Here is a 14,463-nt window from a genome sequence, read left to right on the forward strand (position 1 = left end):
GAGGTAAGGCGTGTGAAAAAGATTGGATCAGGTAATTTGTGGCACGGCAGCCCGTTCCACGGCGTGGGTTGATGGGGCCCCGATTTCAGTCGGGGGCGGTTGATCCGATGATCTCCTGAACCCGGCCTACCCTGCCGTCCCTTAGCCTGACCTTGATCCCGTGAGGGTGAAAGGAAGAGTTTGTCAGGATCTCGGCGACAACGCCGCGGGTGCGCTTCCCGGTGCGCTGGTCGCATTTTAACACTATCTCTACCGTCATCCCCGGGCTGATGGCGGCGCGGTTCTGTCCGTTCATGGCCTGAAATGTGCGGGAGAGGTCACGCCTCTCTGCCGTCCTCATCCGAATCCTGACCGTTCTGTCCCGGTGCTGTGTTCCTCATCTGCGGGAAGAGGAGTATCTCTTTGATGGAGTCCTTACCGGTGAGGAGCATCACCAGGCGATCGATACCGATACCGACGCCTCCTGTCGGGGGCATTCCGTAACCCAGGGCGTTGATGAAGTCGTAATCGATCATCTGCGCCTCCAGGTCGCCCAGACGCCGCCTTGCATCCTGCTGTTCGAGCCTTTCTTTCTGGTCAATGGGATCGTTCAACTCCGAGAAGCCGTTCGCCATCTCCATTCCGGCGATGAAGAGTTCAAACCTTTCCGTCAACCCCTCTTTCTCTCGATGTTTCTTTGCAAGCGGGGAGTTTTCGATAGGGAAGTCGTAGACAAATGTCGGCTGGATAAGTTTTTTCTCGGCGAAATGCTCAAAGAAGAGAGCAAGGAACTCGCCCCTGGTTGTGGTCTCCTCAAAGCCTTCGACTCCGTGGTCCCTGGCAAAACTGCGAAGTTCTTCGAGGCTGCGGTCATAGATGTCAATCCCGGCGTATTCGCGGACTGCCTCCTCCATCGAGATGCGGCGCCATGGGTGGGAGAAGTCCAGGTCGTGCCCTGCAAAAGTGCATGCGGGTCTGCCGTGTAACTGCCCGACGAGATAGGATATGATCTCCTCGGTGAGGTTCATCATGTCGTTGTAATCACGGTAGGCCTCGTAGATCTCCACCATCGTGAACTCCGGGTTGTGGTTGGTGTCGATGTCCTCGTTCCTGAAGTTCTTGGCGATCTCAAAGACTTTGTCGAACCCGCCGACTACCAGGCGCTTAAGGTAGAGTTCCGGCGCTATCCGGAGGTAGAACTTCTGTTCGAGATAGTTGTGATAGGTGATGAACGGCCGGGCGTTGGCACCGCCGTAGATCGGTTGCAGTGTTGGCGTCTCGAACTCCAGGTAGTCGCGCTCGAAGAGATACTGGCGCAGGAGGGATATGATCCTGCTCCGCGTCCGGAATACTCTGCAGGTCTCCTCGTTCATGATCAGGTCGAGGTATCGCTGTCTATAACGGGCCTCGACGTTCTTGAGCCCATGGAACTTTTCAGGCAGAGGGCAGAGCGATTTGGCGAGGAGTTCGAAACGGTCAACCCAGATCGTGAGTTCACCCATCTTTGTCCGGAAGGGGTGGCCGACGACGCCTATAATGTCCCCGGCATCGATGTACTGTCGAAAGAAGTCAAATTGTTCCTCTCCAAGGTCGTTCTTACGGAGATAGATCTGTATCCTGCCGCCAGCGTCTCCTATATCTGCAAAGATTGTCTTTCCATGCTGGCGCATGACGTAAACGCGGCCGGCTGTTCTGACCTCCTCTTCGCTCTTTTCGTGTCCGATTTCGGTGAATCGTTCATTGATTTCGGAGATGCTGTCTCTGCGGTCGAAGGTGTAGGGATAGACCGTTACCCCACGATCTCGCAGTTCCCGTACCTTCTCGATCTTTGTCTCCTCAAAACAGAGGCGTTCTCTATCGCTCATAATGTAGTTCGCTCCATTCGTCCCGCAGCCCTGAACCTGGCTGGAAATCCTGGTTAGACGCCGTTCCGGCGAATCCTGGTCGCACGTCTGCCGGGGAGTTTTATATAATGTTCTTTTCTGCTGGTATTAATTTTGAGGAGCTGGCCGGGTCCGGTATGAGCGTGGTGTGGGAACCTCGCCTCTCTTTCAAATTGCGTCGAGAGCGCCCTGTGGATTCTGGACGACGGTGGGGGAAAAACAGGAGGTGATATTAGAGACCCGGAACGCCAGTGGGTCTTTCAGTTTACCAGCCGGAGGGTAGTTTTCCTCCTCCGGGAAGGGTTCTGACGTCCAGGGGCGCTCCCTCCAGTTCGTCGCGCTACAGCGTCCTCGGTCAGTGCATATAAGTCGCCACCATTTTCCCGGTAAGGTCACCCATGCTCTCGAATCGAACGCCCGCTCCTCCTCACATCATCGAGCCTGTCGTAAGCTAGACGGGCGGGGCGGGCAAAACTCAATACATAAGAAGGTTATACGAGCTATCGGCAATAGTGAGGGCATGGTAGTGGAGAGTGGGAGCGAAGCGGCGATGGAGAGGCTTGCCGCCGCAATCGCCGAATGCAGGAGATGCTCCCTCTGGATGAACACCCGCCATGCCGTCCCCGGCGAAGGGAGCCATCGTGCGTCTCTCATGCTCATCGGCGAAGCCCCCGGCAAGCAGGAAGACCTTAGCGGGAGACCGTTCGTCGGTCGGGCGGGAAGGCTTCTCGAGGACCTCCTTTCAGGGATCGGTCTCTCACGGGATGACGTCTTTATCACAAACATCGTCAAGCACCGGCCGCCAGGGAACCGGGACCCCCTGCCGGAGGAGATCCGCGCCTGCAGCCCCTACCTCGGGGAACAGATCCGGAACGTCGGGCCGAAGGTGATCGTGACGCTGGGCCGGCATTCGAGCAGGTACATCCTCTCCTTCCTGCCGGTCGAGTTCGATCGGATCACTGAGATCCGGGGAAGGGTCTACCATGGTGTCGTCTTTGGCCAGTCCGTCTCCCTGATCCCCACACTTCACCCTGCCGCCGTGCTCTACAACCCGCGTTACCGGGAGGCGCTGGAAGAGGATTTCCGGGTCATTGAGCGCGAACTCGCCGTTGCAGGCGGGTTCACAACAAAGGATTGAATCATAATGGCAAAAGAGCGTTCATGTGGTGCGGTCGTCGTTCGCCGGGATAAAGAACCCCAGTACCTGATCCTGCGTTACGGGGCAGGTCACTGGGACCTGGTGAAGGGCCATGGCATACGTGGTGAGACCGAGGAGGAGACGGTGCTCCGCGAACTGGAGGAGGAGACCGGGATCACCCATGCCTGGTTCATACCCGGGTTCCGCCAGGAGGTTCACTACTTCTTCCAGCGCCGTGGGCGGACGGTCTACAAAGAGGTCGTCTACTACCTGATCGAGACACCGGAGAAGGAGGTGAGGCTCTCTGACGAGCATATCGCCTACCAGTGGCTCCCCTATGACCGGGTTCTGCAAACGATCACCTTTGCAAACTCAAGGGGCGTTGTCGAGGCCGCACACGACCACCTGACGAAGATCTGGACTCTAAAGGACGGTTGACTGTACCAGAAATACCTCTTCGGGCCTGGATGTTTTGGAAAGAACCGGGTGAATGCAGGGTGTTCTTTGTGAACCGTCTCAATCAAGCATAGGGAAGGGCAGAGCCCCCCTCACTTTTGCTCGGCGGCCCTGCCGTCCAGGATGTTCCCGACCGCCTTGAACGCGTCTTCAAGTTCTTCGAAGTTCGGAATGCGGGCACCCCGGAGGATGCGCAGTCCGCTCTTGATGCTGTCGCCGCCCAGCATGCAACCGACCACCATCTTGCTGGTGTTCCGGGAGAATCTGACGATCTCGTTTGCGACGTGTGCTGGATCGACAGTCGTGGTCGGCACGGCGATCACGAACGCGATGTCCCAGAACTCCTGATGACGTATCAGCACATCGAAGAGAGCGGCAAACCGTGGGGCGTCGGCGTCTCCAAGGATGTCCATGGGGTTTGTGTGGTTCCAGTACGGCGGCAGGAATTCGTTTAGTTCCTGTAGCACGTCGTCCGGGATCTCGACCATGTCCACGCCGTAGGCCTCCGCGTAATCTGAGGCGAGAACGGCGAACCCCCCGGCACTGGTGACGGCGATGGCGCGATTCCCTCGCGGGTAACCCTCGGATGCCAGGAGTTCAGCCAGGTTGAAAGCGTCTCGCAGGCTTCTGGCGGGGATCACACCCGCCTGGCGGAACGCCGCGATGTAGACCTCATAACTCCCGGCAAGCGATCCTGTGTGGGAGGACGCAGTGGCCTGGCCTTTCCTGGACGACCCGGACTTCACTGCCACCACCGGTTTTTTCGGGGTGATCTCGCGAACGATCTCCATGAATCTGCGCCCATCCAGGATCTCCTCGATGTAGAGAGTGATTGAGCGTGTCATCCTGTCCTGCTCGGCAAACTGGAGGTAGTGCTCGAACCCGAGATCCGCCTGGTTACCTACGCTGATGACGGTCGAGAACCCGAACTCCCCTGGCAGACTCCAGTCGACGACGGTGGTGATGATCGCGCCGCTCTGGGAGATGAAGGCCACGTCTCCAGGCCGAGGCGAGACGGGGTCAAACGTAGCGTTGATCCCCATGTGTGGCATCATGACACCGAGACAGTTAGGGCCGACGATCCGGATACCGTGCCTCCGTGCGATGGCCGTCACCCTCTCTTCGAGAGCTGCACCCTCATCACCGATCTCGCGGAACCCGGCGGCGACGATGATCGCGAGTCGGATGCCCTTCTCACCGCACTCTTCCATAACCTCCGGGATGATGCGGGCGGGAACAGCGGTGACCGCCCAGTCTACCGGCCCCGGGATCTCTTTCACCGAGGGGTAGGTCTTTCGCCCGAATAACTCCGTCCTGGACGGGTTTACCGGGTAGAGTTTACCTGGAAACGAGAGCAGGTTCCGGAGGACGGAGTAGCCTACCTTGTTTGGGCTTGCGGAAGCGCCGATCACGGCTATGGAATCGGGGTAGAAGATATCTGGTGGTGTCTCGAGATCGGCACCGCTGCGGGGGGATGTCTCCGTTCCGGTTGCCTCCCCGACTATGATCCGCGCGTCCACAACGCTCGCTCCTCTCTCGTAGAGGATGACGGGGTTGAGGTCGAACTCCCGGATCCCGGGCTCTTCGACAAATTTCCGGGCCATTGCGGCGATGAGGTTGACAAGCGCCTCCTCGTCCTTAGGGGGTTCGCCGCGGTAACCGCGGATGAGGCTGTAGCCCCTGATCTCGCGGATCATGTTGCGGATCTCATCTTCGTCGACAGGGAGCACCCGGATGGAGACATCTCTTAGTAGTTCCACCAGTTTTCCGCCGAGGCCAAACGTGATGACTTTCCCGAACGTCGGGTCGGTCTTCCCGCCTATCAGAACCTCCACTCCACCGGGCATCTGTCTCTCCACTATGATGCCGGTGATCGTGGCCCCGGGGGCATTTGTGGTGCTGTTTCTCATGATCACCCGGAACGCCTCTTCGGCAGCCTCTGGTGTCTCGATACCGGTGATAACTCCGCCGACATCGCTCTTATGGATTATCTGCGGGGATATGACCTTCATTACAACGGGGTAGCCTATCCGCCCTGCGGTCTCCCGTGCCTCCATGGCGCTGCTGACAAGGGTGTGGGGCGGCACGGGTACCCCCCAGGATTCAAGCAACTGGTAACCCTCAAATTCTGTTAACATTCTTTCCGGCATCTGTATCCCTCAAAACACGCCGGTCGTGCCGACGGCATGACCTGGTTCTCCTGTTTGCAGGAGTTGGTTCAGTTGCCCATAATTGTTATCCATCCTGGAGGGGGTCTTTTTCCGCTGGCGGAAACACGGACCGCAGACCATCCGCTCGTTAAGCATCATAAATTAAAAATTAGTAATATCTGGTGGATTCAAATTAGATAACTATAATAAATTGTGTTATTATAACGGATATTATTATGTCGCAACGAGCTGGAGTCTGCCTGACGGTTGCAATCCTTGCGGCCCTTGTTCTCGCCGCCGGGTGTAGCGATAACAGCGCCGCCCCCGATATCAGGGGTGCCGGTGAAAGCCAGACGATCACGATCACCGACGGCCTCGGCCGGACAGTTGCTGTTCCGTCACCGCCGGAAAGTGTCGTCTGTTCCGGCGCCGGGTGCCTCCGTTACCTGGTCTACCTGCAGGGTCAGGACATCGTTGTCGGTGTCGATGACATCGAGAAAGAGGAGCAGTTGATCGAAGGCCGTCCATATGCCCTGGTCTACGGATCGCAGTTCAGGGCTCTCCCGATGATAGGCGAGTTCCGTGGCAAGGACGACCCGGAGAAGATCCTTGCCATCAACCCTCAGGTCATCTTCAAGACCGGGTCCACCGGTTCGGCCTATTCGATCAGCGCATCAGAGGCCGACAAACTCCAGGGGAAGACCGGTATCCCTGTTGTGGCCTTCCCCTATGGATCACTTCGAAATGATGCTGAGAAGGCCGAGATGTATACTGGCCTTCGTGTGATGGGCATGGTTCTCGGGAAAGATGATCGCGCCGAGGAAGTCATCTCTTACATAGAGGAGACAATAGCCGACCTTGAGAACCGGACGGCCGATATCCCGCCATCCAGCCAGAAGACAGTCTACATCGGCGGCGTCTCCTCGGCGGGTGCCCACGGCATCATCTCTACCGAGCCTGCCTACCCGCCGTTTACCTGGGTTAACGCAAAGAACGTTGCCGCCGGACTTGGCACTGCTCACGCCGACGTCTCGAAGGAAGCGCTTGTTGACTGGGATCCAGGCTACATCTTTATTGACCTTGGAACGGTCCAGATGGAGAACGATGGTGCGATCGGGGAACTGAGGGACGATCCCGCGCTCCAGGGGCTTTCGGCGTTGAAAGAAGGTCGTATCTACGGTGTTTTGCCGTACAACTATTACAGCACAAACTACGAGACCATCCTCGCCGACGCCTACTTCATCGGTAAGACCCTCTATCCCGATCGGTTTGCAGATATCGATCCCGAAAGGAAGGCGGACGAGATCTACACTTTCTTCGTCGGAAAACCGGTCTTTGGCGATCTGAACAGCCAGTACAGGAATCTAGGATTTGCGGAGATCCCGCTCTGATACTGGATTCGGGCAGGAGTGGTTGAATAGATGCACTTTGCAAAGGGGGTAATCCCCGCCGATTACCAGGGCTACGTCCGGCGAAAGCAACTCTGGATACTCGGCGGGGTGGTCGTCCTCGCCCTCCTGTTGATAGTCTCGATATCGGTCGGTGCGGTGAGTATCCCCGTATCAGAGGTCTTCCTCTCCATACTGAACGGCATCATCGACCGGATAAACCTGCTCTTCAATCCCGGTGGCACCCTCGACCTTTCCAGCACTGACCGGATCGTATGGAACATCCGCCTGCCTCAGGCGCTTGCCGCGGTCGTTGCCGGGATCGGGCTCTCGGTGGCCGGGGTTGCGATGCAATCGATCCTCCGCAACCCGCTCGGGTCACCGTATACGCTCGGTATCTCGAACGCTGGCGCATTCGGGGCAGCCGTATCGGTCATCCTCCTCGGCAGCGGGCAGATGCATTCAACGGTTGCCGACGCCGTCACCCTGAACAACCCCTACCTGACGACGATCGTGGCATTCGTATTCTGCCTCCTTGCCACCGCGGTGATCCTCCTTATCTCCCGTATACGGGGAACATCTCCCGAGGTGATGGTGCTCGCCGGGGTTGCCCTCTCCTCCCTCTTCACGGCCGGGACGATGTTCCTCCAGTACTTCGCCGACGATACCCAGCTCGCCGCTGTTGTCTTCTGGACGTTTGGCGACGTCGGTAGGGCCACATGGCAGGAACTCGGGATCATGGCTTTCGTCACCCTGGCGGGATCTCTCTACTTCATCGCGAATCGCTGGAACTACAACGCTATAGATGCCGGTGACGAGACCGCGAAAGGACTCGGTGTCAACGTTGTGGTGGTCAGGGATGCAGGGATGATTGTCGCGGCACTTGTATCCGCCGTGATTGTCTCGTTCCTCGGTGTGATCGGGTTTGTGGGGCTTGTCTGCCCGCACATGGTGAGAAGGATCATCGGTGACGACCAGCGCTACCTGATCCCTGGTTCCTGCGTCATGGGCGGGATCCTCCTCCTCGCCTCAGACACGGTTGCAAGGGTTATCATAGCCCCTTACGTCCTCCCTGTCTCCGTGCTAACGGCGTTTCTGGGTGCACCGGTCTTCATCTATCTGCTCTTGCGGGGGTATGGGCGATGATTCTCAACGTCGATGGTGTGGCATTCAATTACCGGAGTGCCCCGGTGATCCAGGATATCGCGTTTGACCTGTGGCCGCACCAGGTGCTCGCGATCCTTGGCCCTAACGGAGTCGGGAAGACGACGCTGTTGAAGTGCATGAACGCCATCCTGCGACCGAAGACCGGGTCTGTCCTGATCGAAGGCTCGGAGATTCTCAAGGCTGACCGGATGGCGATTGCACGGAAGGTCGGCTACGTTCCACAGCGGTGCGAGGCAGGTCGGATGACTGTTTTCGACGCAGTCCTCCTCGGCAGAAGGCCACATATCGGGTGGGACGTGACGGAGCACGATCTTCGGATCGTCGAGGCGGCTTTAAGGATGTTCAATCTGGAGAACCTTGCACTCCGCTACATTGACGAGATGAGCGGTGGGGAACTCCAGAAGGTGAGTATCGCAAGAGCGCTTGTCCAGGAACCCCGGTTACTCCTCCTGGATGAACCTACGAGCAGCCTCGATCTCAAGAACCAGATCGAGATCCTGGGGATCGTCCGGCGGGTGACGAGAGAGCACAACGTCGCAGCGGTGATGACGATGCACGACCTCAACATGGCGCTCCGTTACGCCGACCGCTATCTCCTCTTGAAAGATGGCATGATCCATGCCGCCGGTGGCCCGGAGGTGGTGACACCGGAGACGATCGAGGCTGTCTATGGTGTTCCGGTAACAGTTGAGCGCTACAACGGTTACCGTCTCGTGGTTCCACTGGAACCAGGTGGCGGTTGCTGACCCCGGGTTTACCGCTAGGTCGTCGCGTTCTTCCTGCCCCTTCCTGTAAGTTGTAGCATCTCATCTGGATCGGTCGTCGGGAGATTGCAGGCATGGTTGGTGCAGACGTAAGCTGTTGCCCTGCCACCGATCGTCACCATATCACGTGTAAACCCGGCTATATCCGCGATCTTCGGGGTCTCTTCATCGGAGGGGCGGAGTATGACGACGAGACCGGGTATGTAGTGCGAGTAGATCTTCCGGGTCATCGCCACTGTGTCCTCCGCTCCTGGAACCCCGGTGATGACCACCTCGGTCTTCTCTCCATTCATTAACTCAACCCCGGTGAGGAACGATGGGCACGCCGCAGGCGATCTGGTGACCGGCCCGGCAAAGGCGCGGTGTACCCTCTCCGCTGTCTTCTCAAGTTCGATCTTCGCCGTCGTCCGTCCCAGTAGATAGAGTGCGTACATGGCCGCGCTGTTGCCGGAGGGGATCGCTCCATCGTAGATCGGTTTCTGGCGGACGGGGGTGTCGGCGTCATCCGGGACAAAGAAGAATCCACCATGGTCACCATCCTGATAGTGTTCGATGAGATCGTTTGCGAGTTCGAGTGCGGCCTGGAGGTATTTCGGGGAGAAAGAGGCCTCGTAGTCCTCGATTAGCGCCAGGAGCATGAACGCGTAGTCATCGAGAGTTGCCGTAAGACCTGCCTCTCCCTGCCTGTAGCGGTGAAGGAGTCTCCCATCAGGCCGACGGAGGTTGCTGAGGACGAACGCGGTCGCCCTCTCCGCCGCTGTCAGGTATTCCTGGTCGTCAAAGACCCGTGCGGCTCTTGCAAGGGCAGCGATCATGAGAGCGTTCCAGTCGGTCAGGATCTTGTCATCCTTCGCCGGGTGGATGCGCCGCTCTCGAACAGCAAAGAGTTTCTGCCTGGCCTCTTCCACGAACCCGGCCAGTTCCTCTTCTGTGGTTTCGAGATCCTCTGCCAGGGCTGAAAGGGGACGGTGCAGGCGGAGGATGTTTCTGCCAGTTCTCTTACCTCCGGGCAGTTCCAGGTAGTTCCCCGGCCCGGTTACACCGAAGATCCTCGATAACCTTTCCCCGTCCTCCGGGCCCAGGAGTGCCAGGATCTCGTCCTTCGTCCAGAGGTAGAACCACCCTTCCTTACCCTCGCTGTCGGCATCCTCTGCCGAGTAAAAACCGCCGCCAGGATCGGTCATCTCCCGCAGGACATAGGTGATGGTCTCCCGCGCTGTTCGCTTGAACTCTTCCCTCCCGCTAGCCAGGAAGGCCTCGGTGTATGCCAGAACCAGGAGCGCCTGGTCGTAGAGCATCTTCTCAAAGTGCGGGACGAACCACTCCGCATCCGTTGAGTAGCGGTGGAATCCGTAACCGATCTGGTCGAAGATCCCGCCCTGCCGCATGGCGCGCAGCGTCTTCTCGACCATCATGTATGCGGGTTCCTTCCCGGTGCGATAGCCGTACCTGAGCAGGAATATGAGGTTATGCGGGGTGGGGAACCTGGGAGGTTTCCCGAATCCCCCGTTATTCTGATCAAATAGCCTGAGGAAGGTGTTGTAGCCCTCGTCGGGGGCGCCCTCCGTGGTCACCCGGCCTTTCGGCGGGGTGATGGAGGCGTTCTGGAGCGCTTCCATCAGAAGGTTGCCGGCGTTCTCGAGATCCTGCCGCTGCGTCTTCCAGATCCTTCTGATCCTCTGGATGAGATCTATAAGTCCGGTCATCCCGTATCTGCTCTCTTTCGGGATGTAGCTGGCCGCGAAGAATGGTTTTTTGTCAGGGGTCATGATGATTGTGAGCGGCCAGCCAACGGTCTCTGTCAGCGCCTGCGCGGCGGCCATGTAGACCAGGTCGATGTCAGGCCGTTCCTCGCGGTCAACCTTGATGCATACAAAAGTCTCGTTTAAGAGCCCTGCGACCTCAGGATCGGCAAACGACTCTTCTGCCATGACGTGACACCAGTGGCAGGTCGAGTAGCCGATGGAGAGGAATATCGGTTTTCCCTCCCGTCGTGCGCGTGAAAAAGCCTCCTCTCCCCACGGGTACCAGTCTACGGGGTTATAGGCATGCTGCAGGAGATAAGGGCTTTTCTCGTTGATCAGCCGGTTGGGCGGTGTTCTTGCCCCACCAGGGGTCCTGGGTTCGTCCCGGTCTGCCGGGTTCATACCCTGAAGGTGCATATGCTGACGGATAAAGGTGAGCCACTTCTGGCAATATAATCGAAAATTCGGTTTTCACAGGAGGAACGCTGCTGCCTTCTTATGTTGGAAGAAACCACCTCTTCGCCCCTCTGTGCCAGGTTGCAAGCCCTGTCCGGGGCTATGGCAAGGTTTTATCTCTCCCCCCTCAAGTATCATGCATGAGCGAGCGGTTCATCTTCACCCGCCACCGCACCCGCTGCTACCATTGTGGCGAGGTTGCCGATCAGATCATAAAAGCGGTCTCAGCACAGGCACAGGTGGTCTGTTCGGCATGCGGGGCGACCCGGATCTTCATCCCCCGGTTCGAGAACACCGGGATCTCCGGCATCTCTACGCCGATCGGGCGCCACGATCTCTGGAGCGTGGAGGCCGAAGGATACTGCAAACATTGCGGGGTCACTGGCCCCCACGATTTAGCGATCGGTTCAGGCCACTTCACGACTCGTTGCCGCAACTGCGGCTACACCCATTTCTACCGCTTCAACCTGGAGTATATCGCGCAATGCCCCATCGATGATGAGGAGGTGGTCAACGCTCCTCCCTCACCATAGCGATGGCTTTTTTCGGGCACTCGTTTGCGCAGATACCGCAACCCTTGCAGAATTCAAGGTCGACATTAAGTTCCTCGTCAATAACCCCGTCGGGGCAGTACTGGGCACACAACCCGCAGGCGTTGCAGGCCTCCTTATCTACCACAGGCCGGAACGTCCGCCACGATCCGGTCTTTCCAGACGCTGCTTCGCCCGGTCTGCTGAGCGCAAGTCTCTCTCTCATACCTTCAGCTCCTTGTATGCCGCTTCAGCAGCCTTCACGTTCCTTTCGTCGTCAAACATCTCCCTTATCGCCTGTAACGCCGAGGGGAGTGTGATCACACCAATCTTCGCGAGCGCCCCGAGTACCGGGGTGTTCAGGATTGGGCTTCCCGCGACAACCAGGTTCTGTGCGAGCGCGATCCCGGTAAGGTCGACGTGGTAACAGGTCCCCCTGCAACCGTCGACCGGGTGGGCACAGTTCAGGAGGACAGTCCCTTCCTCTTTCAATCCATCCAGGACGTCCACCACGTCCATGATACTCGCGTCGAGAACGATGACCAGATCCGGTTCATGGATCTGGCTGTAGACCTTGATCGGTTTATCGTCGATCCGGACAAACGAGACCACCGGTGCCCCCCTTCGTTCCGCCCCGTAGAACGGGCATGCTGTTGCGTGCTTCCCGTCCCTGAAGGCTGCGAGGGCCAGGAGTTTTGCGGCCGTGACTCCACCCTGTCCGCCCCGTGAATGAATCCTGACCTCATACATGGTTGTTCACCCCGAACCAGGTCTCCTCACCGGGACGTCGTCCTCTGACGAAATCCGCGATATCGTTGTAGGTGACCTCCTGCCCCCCAAGGCCGGCGATCACGCTGTAGGGCTCGATTCCGGTCTTCGCCCTGATCGAGTTGGCCACCACGCCACCGAACCCGAAAGAGTAGTCGCGGTCGATGACCACGACCTCCCGGCCAGATAGATCGAGGTGTGGGAACGGTCTGAACCAGCGCAGCCGCATCGATCCCGCTCTTATCCCCTCATCGCGAAGCCGGTCGACAGCCACCTCGGCCTCTTTTCCGAACGTGCCGAGGGCAATAACAACGACATCGGCATCCTCGCACCGATACTCTTCGGTAGGACCGTAGGAGCGGCCGAACCGGTCTGCAAACTCGCGTTCGACCTCTGTGATCACCTCCCGGGCATCGCGCATCGAGCGCTCGATATCCCATCGGAACCGGTAATAGTTGTCTGGCCCTGTCATGGGGCCGTAACCGCGTGGCTTCTCTGTATCGATAGCGTGCGGGAGGTGGTATGGGGGCAGGAAGTCGCCGATCTCCTCGGTCTCGAGCGACTGCGTGATGTGGCTGAGCGAGAACCCGTCCAGGTTGACCATCACCGGAAGGAGGACGCGCTCGTCCTCGGCGATCCTGAACGCCATCAGTGTGGCGTCATAGGCCTCTTGAACGGTTCCCACGTAGACCTGCAACCAGCCAGTGTCCCGCTGGGAGAAAGCGTCGGTGTGCTCCGCCCAGGTGTTCCACCCGGGCCCCAGGGCGCGGTTGACGTTAGCCATGACGATCGGCAGACGCCCCCCCGCGGCCCAGTGGATCATCTCGTGCATGTAGAGGAGACCGTGCGAACTTGTCGCAGTAAACGTACGGACACCCCCGACGCTCGCCCCGATACATGCTGCCATCGCCGAGTGTTCGCTCTCTACAGGGATGTAGTGGCTCTCAAGGTCGCCACTGGTGACGTACTCGGCAATCTGCTCGACGATCTCGGTCTGGGGGGTGATCGGGTATGCGGCGATGACAGCCGGTTTAGCGGCCTTCACAGCCTCGGCCACCGCTCTGTTGCCGGTTGCGATCGTCAGCATATTCCCTCCTCCTCGCGGGCAAGCCGCTGGATGTTCTGTTCCACCTGCTGGCGCATCAGATCCAGGGTCTCAGGACTAAGGTTCTTGAACCTGCCCTGACCCCTGATGTAGTCCTCCAGAGGTTCGGGTTTCCTCATCGCTGCCTTTGAGGGGCCGTTGATCGTGAGTTTCCCGAACTCGCGCTCGTAGAGTACCCACATCCCGGTCTTCACGGCGAGTTTCCCCATCTCAACCGTCTTCTCCGTGGGGTAGCGCCACCCCGGTGGGCATGGTGCAAGGATATGGATGAACTTCGGACCCTTGATCGAGAGCGCTTTCCTGACCTTCTTGTAGAGGTCCAGGGGGTAGGCGCTGCAGGCTGTCGCCATGTAGGGTGGGTTGTGTGCCTGGACTATCCGATCGAGGTCTTTCTTGGCCGTGGGCTTGCCTCCCGGGGTCGTGGTTGTGCGTGCCCCCAGCGGCGTCGAACCCGAGCGCTGCATCCCGGTGTTGCCGTATGCTTCGTTATCGTAGCAGATGTAGAGAAAGTTGGCCCCCCGCTCAAACGCCCCGGAGAGCGACTGGATCCCGATATCGACGGTTCCGCCATCGCCTGCGTAGACGATCACGTTGGTATCTCTTCCTGTGGCTGCAAACGCCTCGCTCATCCCGGAAGCGCAGGCGGCTGCCGCGGCAAACGCCACGTTGTAGACGGGCACGTTCATTGCCGTGGCAGGATAGATCCCCTGGATGACGCTGGTACAACAGGCTGGTACGACCAGGACGGAGTCAGGGCCGGCGGCTTTGAGCACGTAGCGCAGACAGAGGGAAGAGCTGCAGCCCGCACAGGCGGACGTGCATTTGTAGATGTACTCCTCCTTTGGAATCGCTGACAAGTTGGTTACACTCCTCCTGCTTATATCTGTCATCAATTGTAATGAGGGTTTTTGCGCCTCGTTCCCTGGCAGAGGTT

14 protein-coding genes are annotated in these 14,463 nt (G+C 58.6%); 6 read left to right on the plus strand and 8 right to left on the minus strand.

What is annotated here, in order from left to right:
* Positions 1-85 precede the first annotated feature (85 nt).
* Positions 86-340 (minus strand): YwbE family protein, encoded by a 255-nt coding sequence (locus QMC91_RS03890; protein WP_300235609.1) that lies wholly within the window; start codon positions 338-340, stop codon positions 86-88.
* Complete coding sequence (lysS, locus tag QMC91_RS03895) at positions 318-1,844, minus strand: lysine--tRNA ligase (RefSeq protein WP_300235612.1); 1,527 nt, start codon at positions 1,842-1,844, stop codon at positions 318-320. The genes QMC91_RS03890 and lysS overlap by 23 nt, the downstream gene beginning before the upstream one ends.
* 538 nt (positions 1,845-2,382) lie before the next feature.
* On the opposite strand from lysS, the gene udg reads away from it, so the two are divergent.
* Positions 2,383-3,000 (plus strand): type-4 uracil-DNA glycosylase, encoded by a 618-nt coding sequence (gene udg, locus QMC91_RS03900; RefSeq protein ID WP_300235614.1) that lies wholly within the window; start codon positions 2,383-2,385, stop codon positions 2,998-3,000.
* A gap of 6 nt (positions 3,001-3,006) precedes the next feature.
* Entirely contained in the window at positions 3,007-3,438 is a 432-nt protein-coding gene (locus QMC91_RS03905; RefSeq protein WP_300235617.1) for an NUDIX domain-containing protein, read from the plus strand.
* A gap of 110 nt (positions 3,439-3,548) precedes the next feature.
* On the opposite strand, the gene QMC91_RS03910 is transcribed toward QMC91_RS03905, so the two are convergent.
* A complete protein-coding gene (locus tag QMC91_RS03910) occupies positions 3,549-5,594 on the minus strand; it encodes an acetate--CoA ligase family protein (RefSeq protein ID WP_366944368.1) in 2,046 nt (681 codons plus the stop codon).
* Between the two features lie 248 nt (positions 5,595-5,842).
* Between QMC91_RS03910 and QMC91_RS03915 the strand changes: the two genes are divergently transcribed.
* The 3 genes from QMC91_RS03915 to QMC91_RS03925 are packed head-to-tail and all read left to right on the plus strand — an operon-like array spanning position 5,843 to position 8,907.
* Positions 5,843-6,997 carry an iron ABC transporter substrate-binding protein gene (locus QMC91_RS03915; protein ID WP_300235620.1) on the plus strand — a complete coding sequence of 385 codons (1,155 nt, stop codon included), beginning with the start codon at positions 5,843-5,845 and terminating at the stop codon, positions 6,995-6,997.
* Between the two features lie 30 nt (positions 6,998-7,027).
* Entirely contained in the window at positions 7,028-8,140 is a 1,113-nt protein-coding gene (locus QMC91_RS03920) for an iron ABC transporter permease (protein ID WP_300235623.1), read from the plus strand.
* Entirely contained in the window at positions 8,137-8,907 is a 771-nt protein-coding gene (locus QMC91_RS03925) for an ABC transporter ATP-binding protein (RefSeq protein WP_300235625.1), read from the plus strand. Before QMC91_RS03920 ends, QMC91_RS03925 begins: the two co-directional genes overlap by 4 nt.
* A gap of 14 nt (positions 8,908-8,921) precedes the next feature.
* On the opposite strand, the gene QMC91_RS03930 is transcribed toward QMC91_RS03925, so the two are convergent.
* Positions 8,922-11,072, minus strand: coding sequence for a thioredoxin domain-containing protein (locus QMC91_RS03930; protein WP_300235626.1), 2,151 nt, complete (start codon positions 11,070-11,072; stop codon positions 8,922-8,924).
* Positions 11,073-11,266: 194 nt separating this feature from the next.
* Here QMC91_RS03930 and QMC91_RS03935 point away from each other — a divergent pair, with 194 nt between their 5' ends.
* On the plus strand, positions 11,267-11,659 hold the full coding sequence (locus tag QMC91_RS03935) for a hypothetical protein (protein ID WP_300235627.1): 393 nt from the start codon (positions 11,267-11,269) through the stop codon (positions 11,657-11,659).
* On the opposite strand, the gene QMC91_RS03940 is transcribed toward QMC91_RS03935, so the two are convergent.
* From QMC91_RS03940 to QMC91_RS03955, 4 genes are read right to left on the minus strand one after another with little or no spacing between them, the layout of a single operon-like run.
* Positions 11,637-11,882 (minus strand): 4Fe-4S binding protein, encoded by a 246-nt coding sequence (locus QMC91_RS03940; RefSeq protein ID WP_300235628.1) that lies wholly within the window; start codon positions 11,880-11,882, stop codon positions 11,637-11,639. The genes QMC91_RS03935 and QMC91_RS03940 overlap by 23 nt on opposite strands.
* Positions 11,879-12,406, minus strand: a complete 528-nt coding sequence (locus QMC91_RS03945; RefSeq protein WP_300235630.1) for a 2-oxoacid:acceptor oxidoreductase family protein — start codon at positions 12,404-12,406, stop codon at positions 11,879-11,881. Before QMC91_RS03945 ends, QMC91_RS03940 begins: the two co-directional genes overlap by 4 nt.
* Complete coding sequence (locus QMC91_RS03950; RefSeq protein ID WP_300235633.1) at positions 12,399-13,511, minus strand: transketolase C-terminal domain-containing protein; 1,113 nt, start codon at positions 13,509-13,511, stop codon at positions 12,399-12,401. Before QMC91_RS03950 ends, QMC91_RS03945 begins: the two co-directional genes overlap by 8 nt.
* Positions 13,505-14,419 (minus strand): thiamine pyrophosphate-dependent enzyme, encoded by a 915-nt coding sequence (locus QMC91_RS03955; protein ID WP_300235636.1) that lies wholly within the window; start codon positions 14,417-14,419, stop codon positions 13,505-13,507. Before QMC91_RS03955 ends, QMC91_RS03950 begins: the two co-directional genes overlap by 7 nt.
* Positions 14,420-14,463: the final 44 nt, after the last annotated feature.

The organism is Methanoculleus sp. (assembly GCF_030019085.1).
Lineage (GTDB): Archaea > Halobacteriota > Methanomicrobia > Methanomicrobiales > Methanoculleaceae > Methanoculleus.